Genomic DNA, 20,982 nt, shown 5'->3' with positions numbered 1-20,982 from the left:
ACGCAGGGAGCCCTTCCGCGGGGAAAGTGACGCCGCAAACATCAGAGCGCCTCAATGACCTGGAGGTCCGGGCGGACCGGTGATGATCTGATACATCCACACGAGAAAGCCGTAGCCGCCGACCACTCCTATGGCCACGATGGGCCAAATGCCGAATGCCAGCACAAGGAAGGTGAGGAACTCCCTCAACCGGCTCCGTGGCAGCCTATCGTCGTGTTGCTGAAGGGGAAGATCAGACACGCTCACCTCCTGCTTTAGCCATTTCTGATAAGGTAACATGGATCATCGCTTGAACTCGTCAACCCGCGTCGGCAGTCTCTCTTCGCCACCCCTAAAGGCGAGGTGCGAGTGTGCCGAGACTAGCACATCGACGGCTCGGTAACTTGCGCTAGCGCAAAGACATGTCGTCGGCGGCCCGGCAAATCTCACGCATGAAAGCAGATGCCATTCCCCGCCGCTACGCAAGCCTTCAGGACTTCGTCAGCTTCCTTGAGCGGCGTGGCAGTCTCAAGCGCATCGCCCGCCCCGTTTCGCTGGTCCACGACATTACCGAGATCCACAGGCGCGTGCTTGCAGACCACGGACCGGCACTGTTGTTCGAGCACCCGGTTGATGCCGCGGGCATAACGCAGGCCATCCCACTTCTGGCAAACCTCTTCGGCACACGCGAACGGATCGAATGGGGCCTGGGGCTGGAAGCCGGAGGACTCCCTCGGCTTGCTACCTTCCTTGGAGACCTGCGTGAGCCGAGGCCACCGAAATCACTGCGCGACGCCTGGGAAAAGCTGCCTCATTTGAAGGCTGCGCTGTCCATGAACGTCCGTCCGGTTTCGCGTGCGCCTTGCCAGCAGGTTGTCTGGCAGGGCAGCGAGATCGACCTCGACCGACTGCCGATCCAATCCTGCTGGCCCGCAGAGCCAGCGCCCCTCATCACCTGGCCGCTTGTCATCACTCACGCGCCTGACGACCCGAGCGATCTCAACGTCGGCATATACCGCATGCAAAAGCTCGGCCGAGATCGGCTGATCGTGCGTTGGCTGGCCAATCGAGGCGGCGCCCGGCATCACCGCATGTGGCAAGCACTCGGCCAGGATATGCCGGTCGTCGTCGCGATCGGAGCCGACCCCGCGACGATCCTTGCTGCCGTCATGCCTCTTCCGGACGGGATGAGCGAGCTGAGTTTTGCAGGTGTCCTGAAAGGCAGGAGGCAGGAAACGGCGACCGCGCTGACGGTTCCCCTTCCCGTTCCCGCGCAGGCCGAAATCGTGTTGGAAGGGACGGTTTCTGCAACCCAGACGGCTGAAGAGGGACCTTACGGCGACCATACCGGATACTACAACGCCGTTGAGCCTTTTCCCGTGCTTCGCCTTTCGGCCATCACCATGCGCCATCAGCCGATCTACCTCTCGACCTATACGGGCCGACCGCCGGATGAACCTTCCCGGCTCGGCGAGGCGATGAACGATCTCTTTCTGCCGCTGATCAAGGGGCAGTTCCCGGAGATTGCCGACCTCTGGCTCCCCCCTGAAGCCTGTTCCTATCGCGCCATCGTCGTTTCCATCAACAAACGGTATCCCGGTCAGGCAAGGCGGGTCATGATGGGGTTGTGGTCGATCCTGCCGCAGTTCAGCTACACCAAGCTCATCATTGCCGTAGATCCCGATATCAATGTCAAAAGTTGGCCGGACGTCATCTGGGCGCTTTCGACGCGCTTCGACGCCAGTCGCGATCTCGTTGTCATCGACAAAACGCCGATCGACTACCTCGATTTCGCCTCTCCGGAACCTGGGCTCGGCGGCAAGCTGGGGCTCGACGCCACAGCTAAGATCGGCGCGGAGACCCACCGCGAATGGGGCGATGTGCTCTCGATGCCTCCAGAAGTGAGCGAGAGGGTCGATGCCCTATGGACGTCGCTTGGGATCGATGAAAATCGTCATGGCGAGTGAACGAACCATGACGCGCTATCGACCTGCAACGAGCTGGAAGCAACACCCAATCCAATCAATCATAGGAGGATAAGATGACCGACCTGACACCGGACCGAACTGTCGGCGCAATTGCAGCAGAGCTGCCGGGAGCGGCGGAACTGTTCCGTCGCCATGACATCAGCTTCTGCTGTGGCGGCAAGATCTCGCTTGCCGAAGCTGCCGGGAAAGCCGGTTTGTCCGCCGAAGCCCTGCTCGCCGATCTCAATGCGTTGGCGCAAGCGGCGGGGCGCGACGCGCCGGCTGAAACGGAAGAGCTTATCTCTCACCTTCTGAGCCGGTACCATGCAACCCACCGGGAAGAACTCGCTTGGCTTATCCCGCTTGCCCAGAAAGTGGAACGCGTGCATGGAAACCATCCCTCGGCTCCGGTCGGACTTGCCGATGTTCTGGCCAAGCTTCGGGACGACCTCGAGGCCCACATGGCGCGGGAAGAGCAAATACTTTTTCCGATGATGCGACGTGGCGGCAGCCCGACAATCGGGCATCCGATAGCCGAGATGCGGCATGAGCACGACGACGAGATGGAGCATCTGAAAGCCATCGAGCATGTGACGCATGGGCTTTCCCTGCCCGTCGGCGCCTGCGGCTCCTGGACGGCTCTCTATACCGGCCTGCGCAAGTTTACCGACGATCTGGTCAATCACATGCATCTCGAAAACGCCGTGCTGTTTCCTCGTTTCGAGAACGTGGCGTTGGCCGATTGACCACCTGTTCTTCGGAGGGCATCTGGCGCTCCTTATGGGTTGCACCGCACCGTCCGTTGTTTTTTCTGGCCGGTCTTTGGGCGCTTGTCGCGCCCGGCGTCTGGCTGCTTCCGGAAGGTCTCGCGCTGGATCGGGTTAGCTGGCACCGGAACGAACTGTTTTTCGGGATGGGTGGTGCGGCGGTGGGTGGTTATCTGCTTACCGCCCTGCCTGCCTGGACGAAACGAGGGCCGATATCACCAGCTATCTCAAAGCTCGTCACCATCCTCTGGCTTGCTGCACGCTTGGTTGCTCCTTTCAACGTCCTGCCCCTTCCTGTCCGCGCGGTGGTGGGCAGTGTCTATTTTTTCGGCCTGGCCCTGATTCTTGGGTATCATCTTCTGTTGACCAAAGCCTGGGACAGGCTGTGGGCCGTGCTGGCAACCGCCACGCTTGGAATAGCCGCTGCGCTGTCCTTTTCAGACCAAGGAGCTTGGATGTATCTGGAAGGGATAAACGGCACCCCCCTACTGTTCGTCACGATCGTCGTCATCGTGGGCGGTCGGGCTGTACCTGCGTTCACGCGCCATTGGCTCGAACGGACGGGCGACACGGCGCTCGAGTGGGACCGGCCTTGGCTTTCGCGCGCAGCAATTGCCGTTGTCCTGGGCGCTGCTTATCTCGGTGGTACTGAACATAGTAAGGCCGCGGGCTCTCTTCTCGTCGTGGCGGCATTGCTTCTGTTTGCACGGACGGCAGGGTGGTACGGCTACAAGACCTTTCGCTATCCGGCATTGCTCATGCTGCATATCGCGTGGATGTGGACACCCGCCGCCTTGCTGGTCATCGGTTCGTCCCTGCTCAACCCAAACTGGCTTCCATTGAAGGACGCTGTCCATGCCATCACCATGGGCGCCATGGGAAGTATGATGATGGCCATCATGATGAGGACCGCTATGATCCGCAAGGGTCCTCAACTCGTTCTCAGTCCAGCTATGGCAACCGCGTTCTCGCTCGTCTGCCTGTCGAGCTTCCTTAGAATACAAAGATCTTGGATCCCTGGCGGATTTATCGACCCCGTTGCCTTGGCAGCCTTGTGCTGGATGACGGGCTGGGCACTTTTCCTATGGAGCTATCTACCTGCGTTGAGCGGGCCATTGCGGAGACCAGTCCTCAGTTCCGGGCTGGAAGGATAAGCGGAGCGGACCTGAGAAGCCCAAAGCACCGGCAGCCGATCAATCATCTTTCTGCAGTTTTTTTAAACCGTGACATGTGGCAGCTTCCGGGAAAGGCAGGAGCGGGCATCGACCTCCCTGTCCGCTCACTGACGAACTCCATGAACGGGATGAGTGGAAATAATGGCTTACCAAAGCGCAACGTCGGCAGATGGCGAGCCCTTTGCCGACGAGCAGCACTTCGACATTCTGGTGCTGCCGGAGACAAATTTGATCCTGGTCGCTTCGGTCATCGAACCCCTTCGTGCCGCCAACCGGATTTCTGGCCGTGAGCTTTATCGTTGGACGCTTTTCTCGCCGGACGGTCGTTCGATCGAAACGAAAGCCGGCATTCCCATCCCCGTCGTAGCGCCTTTCCGTCCTGCGCGCGAGACAGATCCGCTCTTTGTGCTTTCAAGCTACAACTGGAAGAAAAGCACCACGCGGGAGCTGAAATTCCTGCTCTCGCAAACGGCACGTCATCGCACCTTGATCGCTGGTATCGAGGCGGGTTCCTTCGCTCTGGCGGAGACCAGCCTGCTCGACGGTTTTTCCGCTACCACGCACTGGGAAGACTTCGAGGATTTTTCAGCCGCCTATCCGCAGGTGAACATGATCCGGGAACGCTTCGTCATCGACGGCAAACGTATCACCACCGGCGGTTCGCTGCCGACGTTGGATTTGATGCTGGAGCTGATCCGCCGCTCACATGGCTACTCGCTGGCGCTCGAAGTGTCGCGTCTCTTCATCTATGAGCAGGAGCGTACCCGCGGCGACCTCCTCCAGATGCCGGCGATCGGTAACATGCGTATTATCGACAGCCGCGTGCAGGCGGCCATCAGACTGATGGAGGAAACAGTGGAGGCACCACTTCCCCTGTCTCGACTGGCACGGCGCGCAGGTGTGAGTTCTCGGCATCTGCAAGACATTTTCCGGGGCACGATGGGTGTTGCACCGCGTGAGCATTATCTTGCACTCAGGCTGAACGCCGCCCGCCGGAAGGTCATCGAAACACGCGCCTCTTTCGCAGATATCGCCGCGGCGACCGGTTTCAATTCCGCCTCGGCTTTTTCACGCTGCTATCGTGCCCATTACCGCGAAAGCCCAAGCGACACCCGCCGCAGGCTTAGGGCAAAGGTCTGACTGTCATTTCTTTAGGATCACCCAGAGCGCATGCACGATGCCGGGCAGCCAGCCAAGCAAGGTCAGCAGGATGTTCAGCCAAAAATGCAGGCCTAAACCGACCTGCAGAAACACGCCGAGCGGCGGGAGGATGAAAGCAAGCAGAATGCGGATGATGTCCAACAGAGTTCCTCCGGAGTGAAATCCTGCGGACAACGTTCCTCCCGGTGGAAGGTTTCAGCCGATCGCCATGTCGGCAACACCATGGAACTTGCTTGTGCGCTTACCGTTTCTCCGCTACCCCAGATATATAATCATTTCAGCAAGAAGGATCACCACGCAGTGATGGCTGAACATCTGCAGACCAAGGACGCGAACTCCACCGCATGGAGAATGCAGCATCCCCGCGCTATCTATTTCCTCAATCAGACGAGCCACGCGGTGCGAAGCCGGTTCGAACTGGCGCTTGCTCCACTGCAGATGACCCCGATCCAGTATACCGTCCTCAGCGTCATCGGAGCGCGCGACGGTCTTTCCTCAGCCGATCTTTCCCGCCGCTTCTTCGTGACACCCCAGACGATGAACGAACTGATCGCAGGTCTACAGCGGCGCAAACTCATCGTCCGCAAGGAAGATCCGGGCAACCGCCGGATCCTCCGAATGAGCCTGACCGGGGAGGGCAAGCGGATGGTCGGGGCATGCGACACCGCGGCCGATGCAATCGAGCGCGATGTCTTTTCCTTTCTTCCGCAGGAAACCTACGAGCAGTTCCGCGATCTCTGCCGGCTGATTGCTCGCAATCTACGTGAGCGCGACGAGGCAACAAAGCCGGAATGACGCATGCGACGGCTCGAACGCTCTGAAAGCTGGGCTTACCGGAACAGCCTATCGACATAGCCGGCGCCGATCCCCACCTTCTCGTAGTGGTCGCGACAGAGAGCAATATAGTTGTGAACGTCGAAGAACCCATTGGGCTCGCCCTGTTCGTCGAGCCAAATCAGCGGGCCGGTTACCTGGAAAAATACCTTCATGGGCTGCTCGTGTTCGTAGGCAACGAGTGTGTGCCCTTCGCCAGGCGTCTCATATACGAAATCGCCGGCGGTTGCCGTCCAGTCATGTTCCAGATAACCCCATTTGCCGGAGATCGTGTAGGCGAATACCTCATGCGGATGGTAGTGTCGGTTCACCAGACCCGCTTTCTTGGCCATGAGAATGTCGCACCATTTGTTCTGCGTCGGGGAAATCCATAGCGGCCGAGAAGAGACCGTATCGGTAAAGGGTACATAGTAGCGCTCGTCTTCGGTAGGAGCATTGTTGACGTAGACCTCCGGCAGCGCGTCCGGTTGGAACACCTTGGTGAGCGGGGCAAGATCCTTCCAGAATTCCGTAGTCGCGAGTTCGGGCATGGTTTCCTCCTTGTGTGGTTCGTCTTCAGACGCTCATGCCGCCATCGACCATCAGCGTCGTGCCGGTTACGAAACTCGATTGGTCGGAAGCGAGATAGAGAAGGGAGCGGGCGATCTCGTCAGGCGTGCCATGGCGACCAAGCGGGATCATGGCGTTGAAGAATTCCGTCCCGTCGCGCCCGATCGCCTCTCCCAAGCCCTTTTCGACATCATGTTGAAAGCAATTGTCGATCGGGCCGGGATGAATGGAATTGACGCGAATTCCTCGAGGCGCGAGCTCTTTGGCGAGGCAGCGCATCAAGCCGACCTGGGCGTGTTTGGCCGTGATATAGGCATAGACGCCCGGATCACCGCGAAACGCCGCGACCGACGAGGTTATGACAATCGATCCCCCGTCGTGCATATGGGGAACGGCGTATTTCGCCGCCAGGAAAGCCCCCTTCACATGCACTTCCTGGACGCGATCGAAAACGTCCTCCGGATAATCGTCAATCGGAGCAACCCGACCGAAATTACCGGCGTTGGAGACAAGCACGTCAATCGGGCCGAAACGCGCAGCAGCCTTTGCGACATAAAGCGCGACATCGGTCGACCGCGAGACATCGGCCGCTACGAGTTCGATCCTGTCTTGTGGAAGGTCCTCAACCGCTCGTTCCAAACTCTGCATGGAAAGGTCGACAAGGGTGACCTTGGCGCCTTCTTTCAAAAAGAGTCGGGCGGCGGCTAACCCGAGGCTGCCTGCTCCGCCCGTGATGACACAGGCCTTGCCTTGCAATATCGCCAAAGCGGCCTCCGCGATCAGATCGGGTAATGGATGTGGCCGTCCTGCACGGTGATCCATCGCAACTCGGTGAATTCCGCAATGCCGGCCTTGCCGCCGAAGCGGCCGTAACCGGAGTCCTTGACGCCTCCGAACGGCATTTGGGCCTCGTCGTGGACAGTCGGACCATTGACATGGCAAATGCCGGATTCGATACGGCGTGCCACATTCATGGCGCGGTTGACGTCGCGACCGAAGACGGCGGCGGAGAGCCCGTATTCCGTGTCGTTTGCAACCCGTATCGCCTCGTCTACCGATCCGACGCGAACAACCGAAGCAACCGGACCGAAGCTTTCCTCGCCATAGATGCGCATGGCGGGCGTCACGCGGTCGAGCAGTGTCGCATCCATAATGGTGCCTTCGATATTGCCGCCGGCGGCCAATACAGCCCCCTTGGAGACCGCATCATGCACCAGCGCTTCCACGCGTTGCGCGGCGCGCAGGTCGACCAGGGAACCGAGCGGAGAATCGCTGCGGCGCGGATCTCCGGCTTTCAGCGTTCGCACCTTGGCGGCCATGGCCTCCACGAATTCGTCAGCGATCTTTTCGTCGACCACCAGCTTCTCCGTCGACATGCAAATCTGGCCCTGGTTCATGTAGGCCCCGAAGGCGGCGGCTGCCACCGCCTCGTCGATATCCGCATCGTCCAGAACAACGAAGGGGGCCTTGCCGCCGAGTTCCAGCAGGGCCGGTTTGAGATACCGGCCGGCGGTCTCGGCGATAATGCGGCCGACCCGCGTGGAACCGGTGAAGTTGATCCGGCGCACAGCCGGATGAGCAATCAGCGCCTCGACGATCTCGCCGGCATCGTCCGGTGCATTGGAGATGGCGTTCAGCACACCTTCCGGCAAGCCAGCCTCATGCAGTGCGTCGACGATCAGCCGATGGGTCCTTGGGCAGATTTCCGACGTCTTCATGACGACCGTGTTGCCGCAGGCAAGCGGCATGGCGATCGAACGCACACCCAGGATGACCGGTGCGTTCCAGGGCGCCATGGAGAGCACAACGCCGGCCGGCTGGCGCACTGCCATTGCAAGACTGCCGGGTCGGTTCGAAGGAATGACCTCGCCGGTAATTTGCGTCGTCATGGCCGCTGCCTCCCGCAGCATATCGGCGGCCAGCATGACGTTGAACATTGCCCAGCCTGCGGTCGCACCGGTTTCCGCGGCCATGGCCGCGACGAAATCCTGCGCCCGTTCCTGCAGCTTGTCGGCGGCTGCGTTGAGGATCCGGCGTCGCTGGCCGGGTCCGATAGCAGCCCAGGCGGGAAACGCCTTCGCTGCTGCATTGGCCGCCTGGCGTGCATCGTCGACGCTGGCCGCAGCAACTGTCGAGGCCACTTCACCCGAAATCGGATTGAGCCGGTCGAAACGGCGACCTCCGGTCGCTTCCACTTCTGCGTTATTAATCTTCAGGCCTAACATATCCATGGATTTCTCCTTTTCTCGAAATTGAAATCAGCGCGGCGCGCCGAGGAAAGCGCGCTGCACGGCTGCATCGCCCATAAGCGCCGATGCGGTGTTCTCGCCGCCGATGCGGCCGGCTTCGGCCAAATAACCGCGATCGGCTATCGACAGGCTCATTTTCACGTTCTGCTCGACGATCAAAAGCGCCAGACCCCGCTCGCGGATGCGCCCCAGGCTCTTGAACAGCTCGCCGACAACCAGCGGGGCGAGACCGAGGCTCGGTTCGTCCAGCATCAGAAGCTGTGGCTTTGACATCAGCGCACGCCCGATCGCCACCATCTGCTGTTCGCCCCCCGACATGGTGTTGACGTATTGCGCGCGGCGCTCCTTCAACTTGGGAAAGAGGTCGTAGACGAATTCCCTACTGTCATTTGCATCCGCGCGGGCACGTCGGGCATAGGCGCCAAGCGCCAGGTTCTCTTCGACAGTCAGGTCTCCGAAGACACCCCTTCCCTCCGGCACCAGCGCAATTCCGGCCTCTACCACCTGGTGCGCCGGCATGCCGGTGACGACCCTTCGATCGAAGGAAACGATTGCGCCCTCGTCCGGTTTCGTAAGACCGGCTATGGACTTGAGGAGCGAAGACTTGCCCGCGCCGTTGGCGCCAAGAATAACGACCGTCTCGCCTTTGCCGACCCGGATCGAAACCCGGTTGAGCGCGACGTGGCGGCCGTAATGCAGGGAAAGATCCGCCACTTCAAGCATGAGCCTCTCCCAGATAGGCAGTGATGACTTCCCGATCCGCGAGCGCCTCAGCCGTCGGCCCGTCCGCGATCTTGCGGCCGGCATTCATGACGACGCAGCGACCGCAGAGCGCCCGGATTGCGTCCATCACATGTTCGACCATCAGGATCGTGACACCACGTTTACGGATGGTATCGATCAGGTCGATACCGGTGCGCAGTTCGGTGGGATTGAGGCCTGCCAACCATTCATCGAGCAGCAGCAGTTCCGGCTCCAGGGCCAAAGCGCGTGCGAGTTCCATCCGCTTCTGATCGATATAGGTGAGCTGCTGTGCTAGCTGGTTCGCCCGGTGGGCAAGACCCACTTCGTCGAGCCGCAACAACGCCTCTCTGCGAGCGGTCTCGCCCCAAAGTCTCCGCCGCCCGAAGGCAAGGGCAGCGATGACATTTTCGGCCACCGTCAACGACGGCAGGCCGCGTACCAACTGGAAAGTTCGGCTGACGCCCTTCAGCGCAATACGATTGGGAAGGAGGCCGGAAATAGTCTCGTTGCCGAGCGCGATCGTGCCGCTGGTGGGCGGCAGGTGACCGGAAATCATGTTCATCACGGTGGTCTTGCCGGAGCCATTCGGGCCGAGGAGGCCTACCACCTCACCCTTGGCCACCGAAAAGGAAACCGCATTGACCGCCGCCAGTCCGCCGAAGCGCTTCGTGAGGCCATTGATCGTCAGGAGTTCGCTCATTCGGCCACCGCCGGCAGGTTCTTGACCCCACTCTTGCGCCACCGCCGCCAGTTCTCTTCTGCAAAGGCAAGCACACCGCGAGGCAGTACGAAAACGATGGCAATGAAGACGAGACCAAGGATGATGGAGTAATGGTTTGGAAAATTGGCCGACAGCCATTCGAAGAGCATGAAGAGAGGCACCGCACCAAGCAGCGGCCCGGTCAGCCGGTTCGCACCGCCCAGCAAGGCCATGATCAGCGTCAGGAAAGAGACAGTCGGGTTGAAGGCGATCGTCGGCTCGACATAGGTCCAACGAGGTGCCTGTATCGCCCCCACGAGCGTGATCAGCACCGAGGAAACGGTAAACAACGCGAGCTTCACCCGGGCAATGTTGATGCCGCAATGGGACGCAACCACCTCGTCGTCGCCGATGACTTTCAAGGCCAGACCGATACGACTGCGGCCAATCCACCAGGATATCAGAAAGGCGGTCGTGGCCAGCCCCAGGAGCTGCCAGTAGATGCCTTCCGGCGTCACCGGAAGAAAGATGTAGCGCCCAAGCGTGCCGGTCACGTTGACCTCATACCACGTGACGAGCTGCCGGATGAGCTCTGCGAGGCCGAAGGTGAAGATGACGAAGTAGACGCCGGCGAGACGCAGCGTCGCGAGGCCGACCACCAGCGCCACTGCAAGTCCTATCACGCCGGCAACAGCAAGCAGCAGCGGGTAGACCATGCTTTCGCTGAAGACCGCGACCGTATAGGCTCCGATGCCGAAAAATGCGACGGTGGCGAGCGATACATATCGCGTCGGGCCGGAGAAAAGCGCCCAGGCGGTGGCAAGGGTCACATAGCCCAGCATGCCGATGCCGAGGGTGATGCCATAAGAGCCGGCGATAAACGGAACGTAAGCGAGCGCCGCAACGACCAAGGCAAAGACAAACGCGGGAAGAAGCTTGCGGCTCATCGCGTCAGCCTTCCGAACAGGCCTGCCGGGCGCCACAACAACACCGCGAGGAAGATCGTGTAGGTCGCTGCAAGCGTGAGCCCCGGATCGATGTATGTCGCGACGAAGGTTTCCACCAGACCGAGGATCAAGCCGGCGGACAAAGCACCGATAAGATTGCCGACGCCACCCATGATCACCACAATCAGCGCCTTCATGGTGAACACCACGCCGCTCGTGGCCGTAAACGTCTGGTACATCGAGATGACAACACCGCCGGCAGCCGCCAGCCCGCTGCCGAGGGCGAATGCGAGCCGCGCGGCGCGGTTGACGTCGATGCCGACCAGCGGGGCCGCGCCAGGGTTAACCGCAACGGCGCGCAGCGCCGTGCCCCAGAGCGTCCGGGTGAGAAGGAGATAGAGGCCGCCGCCGAAGACGACGGCCAGAATGAGTGCCAGGACGCGATTTGCCGCAAGCGTGGTGCCAAAGATCGTCACCGGATCGTTCAGATAGCTGTAGCTGGTGAAGTTGGCGCCGAAGGTGACCAGCATCACGCCCTGGAAAACAAAAAGCAGGCCGAAGGTCGCGAGGATGGAGTCTATTTCCAGGCTCGCCCTGTCGCGAGCCCGGGCTACAAGGGGAGTCATCATCGCCCCGTATACGACGTAACCAAGCGCAAAACCGGTCGGCACGGCGATCAGCAGGCCAGCGACCGGATTTAACCCCAGCGTCGAGAACATCACATACGCGAGAAAGGCCGCGGAGATGATCATCTCGCCATAGGCAAGATTCATGATGCGGGCGATTCCGTATTGGAGCGTCAACCCCATGGCGACGAGCGCATAGGTTCCGCCGAGCACCAGCCCGGACAACAGGGCCGCGACAAGCATCGGGCAGCCTCCTTCGTTCAAACGCAATCGGCGAAGCCGCGAGCGGTCAGCTCACGGCTCCAAGAAATGAAGCCGCCGGCCTATTTCTTCTTCCAGTCGCCACGCGGCAGTATGACCTTGCTCGCGCCTTTACGGTCGGCCGGCATGACACCAACGAACTGGCCGTTCTGCCATTGGCCGGCCCACCAGAGCTGGCGAAGCTGGTTATCCTCGAACTTGGTTTCCCCGAGCACTGTCTGGAACGCGCCCGAGGCAAGCTCGGTGGAGACGGCGGCCTTGTCGAGACCCTTGCGCTTGATCGCCTCCTGCAGCATCTGCAGGCTGGCATAGGTAATGACACTCCCCCAGTAATCGGGAGCCACGCCCGTTACCGCCTCATGACGCTTGCGGTACTCGGCATTCATCTTGTTGTTCGGATCGATGCCGCCGAGGCTCATGATGCCTGTCGCGTTTTCGCCGTTGTTCTTGCCGTAGACCGGAAAGCCGGTGCCAACACCGAGATAGAGGATTTTCGGGCTAAAGCTGGCCACCTGGGCCTGCTGAGTGAGCGCAAAGGTTTCCGGCGGGTAGGAAAAGGCGACGAATGCGTCAGCGCCGCTCGATTTCGCTTCGTTGATCATCGGCGAGAAGTCGGAGGTGCCGCCCGGATAGGTCTTGTCGTAAACCACTTCGATGCCGGCTTTCTTGAAGGCGGGTCGCGCCGCGGTGACCAGGTCGATGCCGAAACCGTCGGCAACAGAAATCATCGCGACCTTGCCGTTGACTGTGCCAGCCTTCTTCGCATCGGCAAGGATCGAGGCGAGGGCGTTCGCATAGTCATGGCCGCCGCCGAGCATCCAGAAGCTCTTCTTCCATCGCTTGACGAAATCCGGTGCCTTGTCGGTGACGGCGGAAACGGCGAGCTGCGGATAGCCATGCCGGTCAAAAAGCGGTGCCACGGCAAGATTGAAACCGGTGCCCCAGGGAACGAGGATGAAATCCACCTTGTCCTGGGTTGCGAGACGCTCGACGGCGCGAACGACTTCTTCGGCCGACGAGCGGTCGTCGTATTCAATGACTTCGATCGGCAGCTTCTTGCCGTCCGGCAATTCCAGGCCACCGGCGTCGTTCACGTCCTTCACCCACAGCTTGTAATTCGGCAGCGTGGTGATGCCGGCGCCGCCGGCATTGCCGCCGGTCTTGGAGATCGCATACCCGATCTTCACCGATGTCCGGTCCTGGGCCATCGCGGCGCCCGTCATGCCCGCCAAAAGGCCGGTCGCGGCAACCGTGCCGGCAAGCGCCATCGCTCGCAGGACGCGCCTGCGCTCAAGGTTTTTCATGATTGTCCTCCCGATTGGGCCTGCTCCCCACAGGCCGTTTCTGCCAGCGCCCTGCTATCCGGTCTGTGTCTCCAACCGGGTACAGTCGCCAACTGTCACAAAGATAGGCCCGAGGCCCTACCGATGGGAATAGACTTTTAGCGGAGATATTTGTACTTTTCGGGGAAGGGGGCCGTCGAAGCATGCCTATCACTCCGCCAGTCAAAAATGCTGCGCTGCACGTGCCAGCGCCGCCGCCTGCCTCAATCGAGGCGCGCCTCTTTCACGGCGCGCTTTCCCATTCCGAATGGACCTTTCGCGGAACCCGCAATCGCATCTTTCTGATCGGTTCGGGAGCGGCGCATATCCGGCTTGGGCGCCGGGAAGTCCCCCTCGCCGGCCCGGCAATCGTCTGGGCTCCGGCCGGTGAAAAGGGATCCATCCTGTTTGACGCAGGCGCGGAAGGCGCATCGCTCGCGGTACCGGACGTAACGCTCGGCTCCGCCATGCCGACTGGGGCCGTCTTTGCCCAAGTGCGTGAAGCGATCGCTCGACCCATTCTTGGCAGTCGCCTGCCGTTTTCGGATGCGCGGCGAATGCTCAGCACCATCGCGACCATCGAGCAGGAATTGAAGGCGGGGCAGCCGGGAGCACAGGAGGTGATCCGCCATCACCTAGCGCTCCTGTTGCTTGCTATCTGGCGGCTGGCGGAACCGGCCGCCGACCAGCCACAGCCCTCACCCCGCGCGATCGTGCGCGGCTTCGTGCATCTGGTGGAACTACATATCCGCGACCACTGGACGATTCCGGACTACGCGAATGCGCTCGGCGTCACGACCCATCGCCTGACGAGCGCCATTCGGCGCGCTACGGGGCGCACGCCCATGGAGATCATCCATGGGCGGCTTATGGCCGAGGCGGCAATCCTGCTCGACGGCTCCGCCCTGCAGATCGCCGAAATCGCCGAAGCACTGGGGTTCAAGGACGCCGCTTATTTCAGTCGATTCTTCAAGCGCATCGCCGGCGTCTCCCCGCGAGCCCATCGGCAGGGAGTGGCGCTCAAGAAAATACGCCCGGAAACGAGCTATGCCGCCTGGCCATGAGCCGTCTTCAAAGGGCTCGGCCGACTGCCCTGTCATTTTCGATACGCGTGACGCAGCCGGCGAGCTTGGCCAACAGCAGGTCGAAATCGATCGGCTTGGTCAGATAATCCGCCGCGCCGGCACGTAGGCCCGTCAGCACGTTTTCCTTGTCCGTCAATGCCGTCAGCAGGATGAAGGGAATGTTGGAAAGCTCTGGATGATTGACTTGAATTTCGGCAAGCAATTGCTGCCCATCCATGATCGGCATCGAGATGTCGCAGATGACGATATCCGGCCAGTGAGACAAGATGACCTCGAGTCCCTCTTGCCCATTGGCAGCCTCCAGAGTCTTGAACCCGGCATCCGTCAGTTCCTCGACGATCAACTGGCGAATGTCAGCTTCGTCATCGATGCAAAGTACGGTCATCATTGGGGCATTTCCTTATGCTGCCTGTTTGACAAGATTGGCGAGGGGACCGTCGGTTGGAAGCGCAACCGTGAAGGTCGTTCCTTTGCCAAGAATGCTTTCGACTGAAACCGAGCCGCCATGAAGGTCGATAATCTGCTTGACGATATTAAGGCCAATGCCGGTTCCGGCAATGCCGCTGGCGCTTCTGGCTCGGTAATACGGCTGGAAGAGTTTGGGTAGGTCCTCGGCATCCATGCCGATGCCTTCGTCGGCGATAGACACAAAGGCCATCTGGTCTTGCGTCCAGGCGGTGATACGGATGTCCGGTGCCTGTGGTGCATATTTGGCGGCGTTTGACAGCAAATTGGTGATGACCTGCTCGACCGCCGCACGATCCGCGAGAATCGTCTGGGGCAATTTGATCAGATCCCTGTGGAAGACATGTGAGTTTCGGATCTCGGATTGACGTCCGCAACAGCTCTCGATCAAATCCACTAATGAAAACCGCTCCAGCTTGATTTCTGCCTTCCCGGTTTCCAGTCTGCCTGCGGACAATATGCTTTCCATGAGATCAACCATGCGAAGCACGGCAGAACGGATCTGCGCCGATTTTTCGGCAACGTAACCGGGTTTGCTGCCGGCCTTAGCACGCGACAGGCGCTGGGCCGCGGCATCGATGATGGCAAGCGGAGTGCGAAATTCATGGGAGGCCATCGCGACGAACTGGCGCTGCAGGGCGTTCACATGACGTTCCTGTGCCAAAAGCCTGTCGAGTTCTTCCCGCTGTCGTTCGATTTCCATTGTCCGGAGCTTCACCGTCTCCTCCAGCTCGTCGCGATGGCGCATCAAGGCGAGCCGGCTTTCCGACAGATCGACAGAGGTCTTGTGCAGGCCTCGGCCAAGGAAGATCACCACGCCCATTGCCACAACGACGCCTGCAAGGCCGGCAGGCGCGATCTGTTCAATCAGCATCATGCCCGGGCGGATTGGCTCCCAAACGAGATACCCGAGAGTTTGCCCGGCTGTCGAAAGGATCGGAATGGTCGCGAGAGACGCTGGCGCCGTGCTGGCATAACGCAATTTGTTGAGCCTGGCATAGCGAGCGATCTCGCCGACAACGGCGCTGTCGAGGAATTTTACGGCAACGGTGATATATTCCTGCCCCGGAACGAGAGAAACTTTGTCCGAATTCGGCACGATCGGTCTTGCACTGACTACCGCGGGATGTCCGTCAATGTCGACGATCTTGGTCTCAAAGATCTCGGCAATTTCCGGTTGAGCGGCGTTGTCCTGCGTCATCTGCTTGCGAAGGACTCCCCGAACGGTTTCCCTCAGTGCCGACACCGGCTCAGCATCGTTGAGAAAAGTGGGAACCGGGATGTCCTTGCCGTCCCGTACGACATAAGCCAGTTCGTCTTGCGGATTGAACACATAAGTCCGGTCATGACCGAAATATTGGTGCATCCAAATGCCGAGATTGTAGGTAACCCATTCGCGTGGCCCGGTGGGCGCGAAAAGAACGGCATCATCCCAGGTGGTGACGCTCTCCAACTCACGCGCCACGGCCCTCACCTGCTCGTCAAGACCATGTTTGACGAAGTCCTTCTGCCGCTCCATGGCGATGTCATCGACCTTTGCCGATGCAAACCAGGCAAAGCCGGCGATTAAGACCGCAGCAAGTGCCGTTAGCAATGTGAGCACGAATGTGACGTGCGATTTGATCCGATTGTGCTGCTGCATGTCCGCCGCTTTTGCTTCGACGCATCATTCGCGCTAAAATATTACATTACCCTAAATTTTGAATGCTAAGGTTGAGCATCCACCCGGCTCCAGCCCCTGGTTTAGGATTATTAGGCGGGCATTTTGTTGCGTTCACTCTCTGCGCTCGGCTTACAGCCAGGATGCCGGATCTTTCGGCAGCCGCCCCTCCGGATCGATGACCTCGATCTTGGGAGCTTCGGTAGTGTTCCAGCGCCAGAGCGCAACGCAGGTGCCGCCCGGCGACATGAAGGATGGATAGATTACGCCATCGAAACCCACTTCCATCAGCCTTTCCCTGAGGGCGTGGGTAGCCGGCAGCCGCCCGGCATCCAGGTCGGCCCGCCATTCGCATTGGTGTATCGTCTCTTCGATGCCGAATTCCGCCAGAGTGGCGGGATTGGTGAGATCCGCCAGTCGCGCGCCTTCGAGCCGCAACTGAACGATCAGGGCCGGATGTTGGACGAAGCCCTGATTGTATTCGGCCCACGCGGTGGACAATTCTCGTGCGGCGTAGATGGTCGGCGCGCCAACAGGGTTCCAACGCCCGCCGAAACGGGCGGCGCCCTCCCCGGAAAGCGGCGCGTGAGCCCAGCGTGGCACATAGGCTCGCCACAGCACCAAGGAGGAAGAACCCGCGTCAGGCATAGACGCCGGAGCGTACCGCTTCCAGATAGGCAAGCACCTTGTCCGCCTTGCCCTCGCCCACCAGGTCATAGGCGGTCTTGCCGGCCCATCCGGGGATGGGCTGGTGCTTGAACCAGATTGCTGCGCGGTTTTCGTCTCCCGCCATCTCGCTTGCCATCGCAAGAATGCGCACTACGGGGCTCAAGGCGGCATCCACCTTGCGAGCTCCGCTTTTGGCAGTCAGAGTGTTGCGGGCAACGCCAATCAGCTTTGCCAACTCCGCATGAGTGACGCCCAGCAGGTCAGACACCCGCCGCGGCGAGAGGAAGGAGGATTGCGGGGCACCAAAGGATGCCGCCCCGACTTCAAACGCATGGGCAGACATTGAGCGCATTCCCTTCAGATTTTGACATCTAGTAGCTCAATATGAGCAAAAACAGTGGCCGTTTCAAGATCAACCCTGTTGCGGTATCTACCGATCAAAAGGAGTTGAATTTTGCGGATCGACAAGAGGCCCTACATAAGCCGGGCTGATCAGGAGGATCCCGTTTTGCAGTTCCATCATCTCTTCGCACCCTTTGTCGTGCTTCTGGCTCTTTGCTCTCCGGTTTCCGGACAACAGCAGCGGAACGCAGACGAACCACGCGAGCGAAGCCACCAGACGGAACAAGGCGCCGCCGGCGGCATATTCGGGTTGCTTCCCGCTGATGCGACGAAGGAACTTCTATTCAAGGGGCCTTCGGGAGAGATCCCATATACCGCGACGGCCGGCACACTCGATCTCTTCGGTCAGGACGGTAACCGCTCGGCAAAAATCTTCTATACCGCCTATGTCGCCAAGAACCGCGCCCCTGATCGTCCGCTCACCTTTGTGTTCAACGGCGGCCCTGGAGCTTCTTCTGCATATCTCCATCTGGGTCTGGTCGGCCCGCGGGTCCTCGAATTCGGGCAAACCGGCGACAACGGCACGACGCCCACCCTTAAGGACAATCCGGAAAGCTGGCTGGCCTTTACAGATCTCGTTCTGATCGATCCGGTCGGGACCGGCTGGAGCCGTCCCGCCAACGACGATGCCGCAAAGAGCTTTTACGGCGTTCGCCAGGATGCCGACAGCTTAGCCAAGGCAATTGCTCTTTATGTGCAGAAAAACAACCGGCTCGAGGCGCCGAAATATCTGCTGGGGGAAAGTTATGGCGGCCTGCGCGCCGCCAAAGTTGCTGTCTCGCTGAAGAACACGCAAGGGATGCTGACCTCCGGCATCATCATGCTGTCGCCGCTGATCGAGGGTCGCTTCCTCGCCAATTCGGATGACCCCTTAAGCGCGGCGCTGCAACTACCCTCCCTTGCGGCAGCGGAACTCGAACGAAAAAATGAATTTGCCCCTGACAAGCTCATCGAAGTCGAACGGTTCGCGATGCACGACTATCTTTCCTCGCTCGCAGGCCCCTTTCCCACCGGGCCAGCCGCCGACGCGCTTTATAGCCGGGTTGGCGCACTTACAGGCATTTCAGAGGAGGCCATTGCCCGCACACGCGGCTTCGTCGGCGACATCTATGCCAAGCAGATGGCGGGCGACGGCCGGGTTGTCAGCCCCTATGACGCATCCTACGCAGTACCCGATGCTTATCCGGAGGACGCCTACAGCCGCAATGATGACCCGATACTCGATGGTTATACACGTGCCTATGGCTCCGCATTCGCAGCCTATGCGCGCAACGAATTGGGCTTTGCAAGCGACATGACCTACAATCTCCTGAACGAGGAGGTAAACCGCCGCTGGGAATGGAACGGCGGGCACGGGGGAGATAGCCGCGCGCTCATCAGCGCCTCTAGCGATATTCGCGACCTGCTCTCGACCATTCCGACGTTCCGGGTGATGATCGCCCACGGCTACAGCGATGCTCTGACGCCTTATGGCGCGAGCCGCTATGTCATCGACCACCTGCCGCCGGCACTCGCGGCGGGCAGAGCTGAGCTTCAGCTATATCGGGGCGGTCATATGTTTTACACGCGGCCCGATTCCCGACGGAGCTTCGCGACGAATGTAAGGACCTTCTTCGAAGCTAAGCCGTCTAATTGAAACGCGCACCAAGCGGCAGGCCCGGGAACGTATCACGTGGTGCGCCAGAGGAGGCCAGGATGTCAGAGACATTGGTGAATGTCAGGTACATGGTCGATGATGTCGAAGCTTCTGTGCGATGGTACACGGAAAATTTCGGGTTTGCGCTGCTTTCCAGTCATCCACCGGCTTTCGCCGACGTGAAGCTCGGCTCATTGCGATTGTTGCTCAGTGGCCGGACAAGCTCTGCGGGACGGCCCATGCCTGACGGAGAAGTGCCCCATCCCGGCGGATGGAACCGTATTCATCTCGTCGTCGACGACTTGGCGAAAGAGGTGGCGCGGCTTACGACAGCCGGCATCAGCTTCCGAAACGACATTGTGACGGGGCCGGGAGGTTCGCAGATCCTGGTTATCGATCCCTCCGGAAACCTGATCGAACTTTTCCAGCCCGCCTGACATGAATGTCGTGGGGCGTCCGTTGCTCCACGACTGGGTCACCCGATCCGGCGGCTCCTTGAGCGCGTTCGCCGGACGAGGCAGAGCCGCTGCGGGCTCACGCTTGGGGCTCTCCCTTCCTGGGAGGGAGAGCTGGAAAATCAGGCACGCTCCAGCGCTACCGCAATCCCCTGTCCGACACCGATGCACATGGTGGCGAGTGCGTATTTACCCTTGCGAATGGACAGCTCGAGCGCGGCCGTACCGGAAATGCGGGCTCCCGACATGCCGAGCGGATGACCAAGGGCAATCGCACCACCATTCGGGTTGATATATTCGGCATCCTCCGCAAGCCCGAGCTCGCGCAGAACCGCAATCCCCTGGCTGGCGAAGGCCTCGTTCAACTCGATGACGTCGAAATCTTTTGGCGTCAGCTTCAGCAGCGCGCAAAGCTTCTGCGTCGCCGGTGCCGGGCCGATACCCATCACGCGGGGCGGAACGCCGGCGGTCGCACCGCCCATGATACGCGCGATCGGGGTGAGGCCATATTTCCTGGCGGCGGCTTCCGAAGCGATGATCAGCGCCGCCGCGCCGTCGTTGACGCCGGACGCATTGCCCGCCGTCACCGTGCCGCCCTCGATCTTGTTGACGGGTTTCAGCTTGGCGAGCGCCTCGATCGAAGTCGCGCGCGGATGTTCGTCCCTGCCGACCACAATCGGATCGCCCTTCCTCTGCGGCACGGTGACCGGGGTAATTTCCTTGTCGAGCCTGCCGTTTTCCTGAGCAGCAGCCGCCTTCGCCTGCGAGCGCACCGCAAATGCGTCCTGATCCTCGCGGGAAACCTTGTAGTCGATCGCCACATTGTCGCCGGTGTCAGGCATGGAATCGACGCCATACTGCTTCTTCATCAGCGGGTTGACGAAGCGCCAGCCGATCGTCGTGTCGTAGATCTCGGCATTACGGGAAAAGGCGGTCTCCGCCTTCGGCATCACGAAGGGGGCGCGGCTCATGCTTTCCACACCACCGGCGATCATCAATTCCGCCTCACCCGCCTTGATAGCGCGGGCGGCAGTGATCACTGCATCCATGCCCGAGCCGCAAAGCCTGTTCATCGTCGTCCCGGTCAACGAAACCGGCAATCCGGCCAGAAGGACTGCCATTCGCGCGACGTTGCGGTTGTCCTCACCCGCCTGGTTGGCGCAGCCATAAATCACGTCGCTGACCGCCTCCCAGTCGACCGAACGGTTGCGCTCGATCAGGCTCTTCAGCGGAATGGCGGCAAGATCGTCCGCACGGACAGAGGACAGCGAGCCGCCGAAGCGGCCGATTGGAGTGCGGATATAATCGCAGATAAAAGCTTCGGTCATC

The 20,982-nt window shown here is 60.4% G+C and carries 23 protein-coding genes; 8 read left to right on the top strand and 15 right to left on the bottom strand.

The genetic code is table 11. The annotated features are described in order from the left end of the window. Positions 1–51 precede the first annotated feature (51 nt). Complete coding sequence (gene napE, locus C5L13_RS08340) at positions 52–204, bottom strand: periplasmic nitrate reductase, NapE protein (RefSeq protein ID WP_105383122.1); 153 nt, start codon at positions 202–204, stop codon at positions 52–54. Positions 205–431: 227 nt separating this feature from the next. On the opposite strand from napE, the gene C5L13_RS08335 reads away from it, so the two are divergent. The 4 genes from C5L13_RS08335 (at position 432) to C5L13_RS08320 (ending at position 5,028) form a co-directional block, all read left to right on the top strand. Continuing rightward, a complete protein-coding gene (locus C5L13_RS08335; protein WP_105382816.1) occupies positions 432–1,946 on the top strand; it encodes a UbiD family decarboxylase in 1,515 nt (504 codons plus the stop codon). A 74-nt stretch (positions 1,947–2,020) separates the two neighbouring features. After that, complete coding sequence (ric, locus tag C5L13_RS08330; RefSeq protein ID WP_105382815.1) at positions 2,021–2,692, top strand: iron-sulfur cluster repair di-iron protein; 672 nt, start codon at positions 2,021–2,023, stop codon at positions 2,690–2,692. Then, complete coding sequence (locus tag C5L13_RS08325) at positions 2,689–3,867, top strand: NnrS family protein (protein ID WP_105382814.1); 1,179 nt, start codon at positions 2,689–2,691, stop codon at positions 3,865–3,867. Before ric ends, C5L13_RS08325 begins: the two co-directional genes overlap by 4 nt. A 162-nt stretch (positions 3,868–4,029) precedes the next feature. Continuing rightward, positions 4,030–5,028: a GlxA family transcriptional regulator gene (locus C5L13_RS08320; RefSeq protein ID WP_105382813.1), complete on the top strand. Its 999-nt coding sequence runs from the start codon at positions 4,030–4,032 to the stop codon at positions 5,026–5,028. Positions 5,029–5,031: 3 nt separating this feature from the next. On the opposite strand, the gene C5L13_RS08315 is transcribed toward C5L13_RS08320, so the two are convergent. Further along, positions 5,032–5,190 carry a YqaE/Pmp3 family membrane protein gene (locus C5L13_RS08315; protein WP_105371133.1) on the bottom strand — a complete coding sequence of 53 codons (159 nt, stop codon included), beginning with the start codon at positions 5,188–5,190 and terminating at the stop codon, positions 5,032–5,034. Between the two features lie 162 nt (positions 5,191–5,352). Here C5L13_RS08315 and C5L13_RS08310 point away from each other — a divergent pair, with 162 nt between their 5' ends. Continuing rightward, positions 5,353–5,844 (top strand): MarR family winged helix-turn-helix transcriptional regulator, encoded by a 492-nt coding sequence (locus tag C5L13_RS08310; RefSeq protein ID WP_105383121.1) that lies wholly within the window; start codon positions 5,353–5,355, stop codon positions 5,842–5,844. A gap of 35 nt (positions 5,845–5,879) precedes the next feature. On the opposite strand, the gene C5L13_RS08305 is transcribed toward C5L13_RS08310, so the two are convergent. The 8 genes from C5L13_RS08305 to C5L13_RS08270 form a co-directional block, all read right to left on the bottom strand. Then, a complete protein-coding gene (locus tag C5L13_RS08305; RefSeq protein WP_105382812.1) occupies positions 5,880–6,413 on the bottom strand; it encodes a 2,4'-dihydroxyacetophenone dioxygenase family protein in 534 nt (177 codons plus the stop codon). A gap of 25 nt (positions 6,414–6,438) precedes the next feature. Further along, on the bottom strand, positions 6,439–7,197 hold the full coding sequence (locus C5L13_RS08300) for an SDR family NAD(P)-dependent oxidoreductase (RefSeq protein ID WP_245571179.1): 759 nt from the start codon (positions 7,195–7,197) through the stop codon (positions 6,439–6,441). Positions 7,198–7,211: 14 nt separating this feature from the next. Then, positions 7,212–8,663, bottom strand: coding sequence for an aldehyde dehydrogenase (locus C5L13_RS08295; protein WP_105382810.1), 1,452 nt, complete (start codon positions 8,661–8,663; stop codon positions 7,212–7,214). Positions 8,664–8,690: 27 nt separating this feature from the next. Further along, positions 8,691–9,404, bottom strand: a complete 714-nt coding sequence (locus tag C5L13_RS08290; protein WP_105382809.1) for an ABC transporter ATP-binding protein — start codon at positions 9,402–9,404, stop codon at positions 8,691–8,693. Further along, on the bottom strand, positions 9,397–10,125 hold the full coding sequence (locus tag C5L13_RS08285) for an ABC transporter ATP-binding protein (RefSeq protein WP_105382808.1): 729 nt from the start codon (positions 10,123–10,125) through the stop codon (positions 9,397–9,399). The genes C5L13_RS08290 and C5L13_RS08285 overlap by 8 nt, the downstream gene beginning before the upstream one ends. Further along, positions 10,122–11,072 (bottom strand): branched-chain amino acid ABC transporter permease, encoded by a 951-nt coding sequence (locus C5L13_RS08280; protein ID WP_105382807.1) that lies wholly within the window; start codon positions 11,070–11,072, stop codon positions 10,122–10,124. Before C5L13_RS08280 ends, C5L13_RS08285 begins: the two co-directional genes overlap by 4 nt. Then, on the bottom strand, positions 11,069–11,941 hold the full coding sequence (locus C5L13_RS08275) for a branched-chain amino acid ABC transporter permease (RefSeq protein ID WP_105382806.1): 873 nt from the start codon (positions 11,939–11,941) through the stop codon (positions 11,069–11,071). The genes C5L13_RS08280 and C5L13_RS08275 overlap by 4 nt, the downstream gene beginning before the upstream one ends. Positions 11,942–12,021: 80 nt before the next feature. Further along, complete coding sequence (locus C5L13_RS08270) at positions 12,022–13,263, bottom strand: amino acid ABC transporter substrate-binding protein (protein WP_105382805.1); 1,242 nt, start codon at positions 13,261–13,263, stop codon at positions 12,022–12,024. Positions 13,264–13,445: 182 nt separating this feature from the next. On the opposite strand from C5L13_RS08270, the gene C5L13_RS08265 reads away from it, so the two are divergent. Next, complete coding sequence (locus tag C5L13_RS08265) at positions 13,446–14,345, top strand: helix-turn-helix domain-containing protein (RefSeq protein WP_105382804.1); 900 nt, start codon at positions 13,446–13,448, stop codon at positions 14,343–14,345. 7 nt (positions 14,346–14,352) lie between these two features. Here the strand turns inward: C5L13_RS08265 and C5L13_RS08260 are convergent, their stop codons facing one another. The 4 genes from C5L13_RS08260 to C5L13_RS08245 form a co-directional block, all read right to left on the bottom strand. Continuing rightward, the gene (locus C5L13_RS08260; RefSeq protein ID WP_105371135.1) at positions 14,353–14,754 is read right to left on the bottom strand and encodes a response regulator; all 402 of its coding nucleotides are present in this window, start codon (positions 14,752–14,754) and stop codon (positions 14,353–14,355) included. 12 nt (positions 14,755–14,766) lie between these two features. Further along, positions 14,767–16,473 carry a sensor histidine kinase gene (locus C5L13_RS08255; RefSeq protein WP_105382803.1) on the bottom strand — a complete coding sequence of 569 codons (1,707 nt, stop codon included), beginning with the start codon at positions 16,471–16,473 and terminating at the stop codon, positions 14,767–14,769. A gap of 150 nt (positions 16,474–16,623) precedes the next feature. Next, entirely contained in the window at positions 16,624–17,166 is a 543-nt protein-coding gene (locus C5L13_RS08250; RefSeq protein ID WP_407070416.1) for an RES family NAD+ phosphorylase, read from the bottom strand. Next, the gene (locus C5L13_RS08245) at positions 17,132–17,503 is read right to left on the bottom strand and encodes an antitoxin Xre/MbcA/ParS toxin-binding domain-containing protein (RefSeq protein WP_105382801.1); all 372 of its coding nucleotides are present in this window, start codon (positions 17,501–17,503) and stop codon (positions 17,132–17,134) included. Before C5L13_RS08245 ends, C5L13_RS08250 begins: the two co-directional genes overlap by 35 nt. A 165-nt stretch (positions 17,504–17,668) precedes the next feature. Between C5L13_RS08245 and C5L13_RS08240 the strand changes: the two genes are divergently transcribed. Next, the gene (locus C5L13_RS08240; protein WP_245571177.1) at positions 17,669–19,198 is read left to right on the top strand and encodes a S10 family peptidase; all 1,530 of its coding nucleotides are present in this window, start codon (positions 17,669–17,671) and stop codon (positions 19,196–19,198) included. Positions 19,199–19,257: 59 nt separating this feature from the next. After that, complete coding sequence (locus C5L13_RS08235) at positions 19,258–19,635, top strand: VOC family protein (protein WP_105382800.1); 378 nt, start codon at positions 19,258–19,260, stop codon at positions 19,633–19,635. A gap of 140 nt (positions 19,636–19,775) precedes the next feature. Here C5L13_RS08235 and pcaF read toward each other — a convergent pair whose 3' ends face one another. After that, positions 19,776–20,981, bottom strand: a complete 1,206-nt coding sequence (gene pcaF, locus C5L13_RS08230) for a 3-oxoadipyl-CoA thiolase (protein WP_105382799.1) — start codon at positions 20,979–20,981, stop codon at positions 19,776–19,778. Between the last annotated feature and the right edge of the window lies 1 nt (position 20,982).

The sequence above is a fragment of the Neorhizobium alkalisoli genome, from assembly GCF_002968635.1.
GTDB classification, from domain to species: Bacteria; Pseudomonadota; Alphaproteobacteria; order Rhizobiales; family Rhizobiaceae; genus Neorhizobium; species Neorhizobium alkalisoli.
The sequence above is the reverse complement of the archived record's forward strand: the minus strand, read 5'-3'. Positions and strand labels throughout refer to the sequence as shown.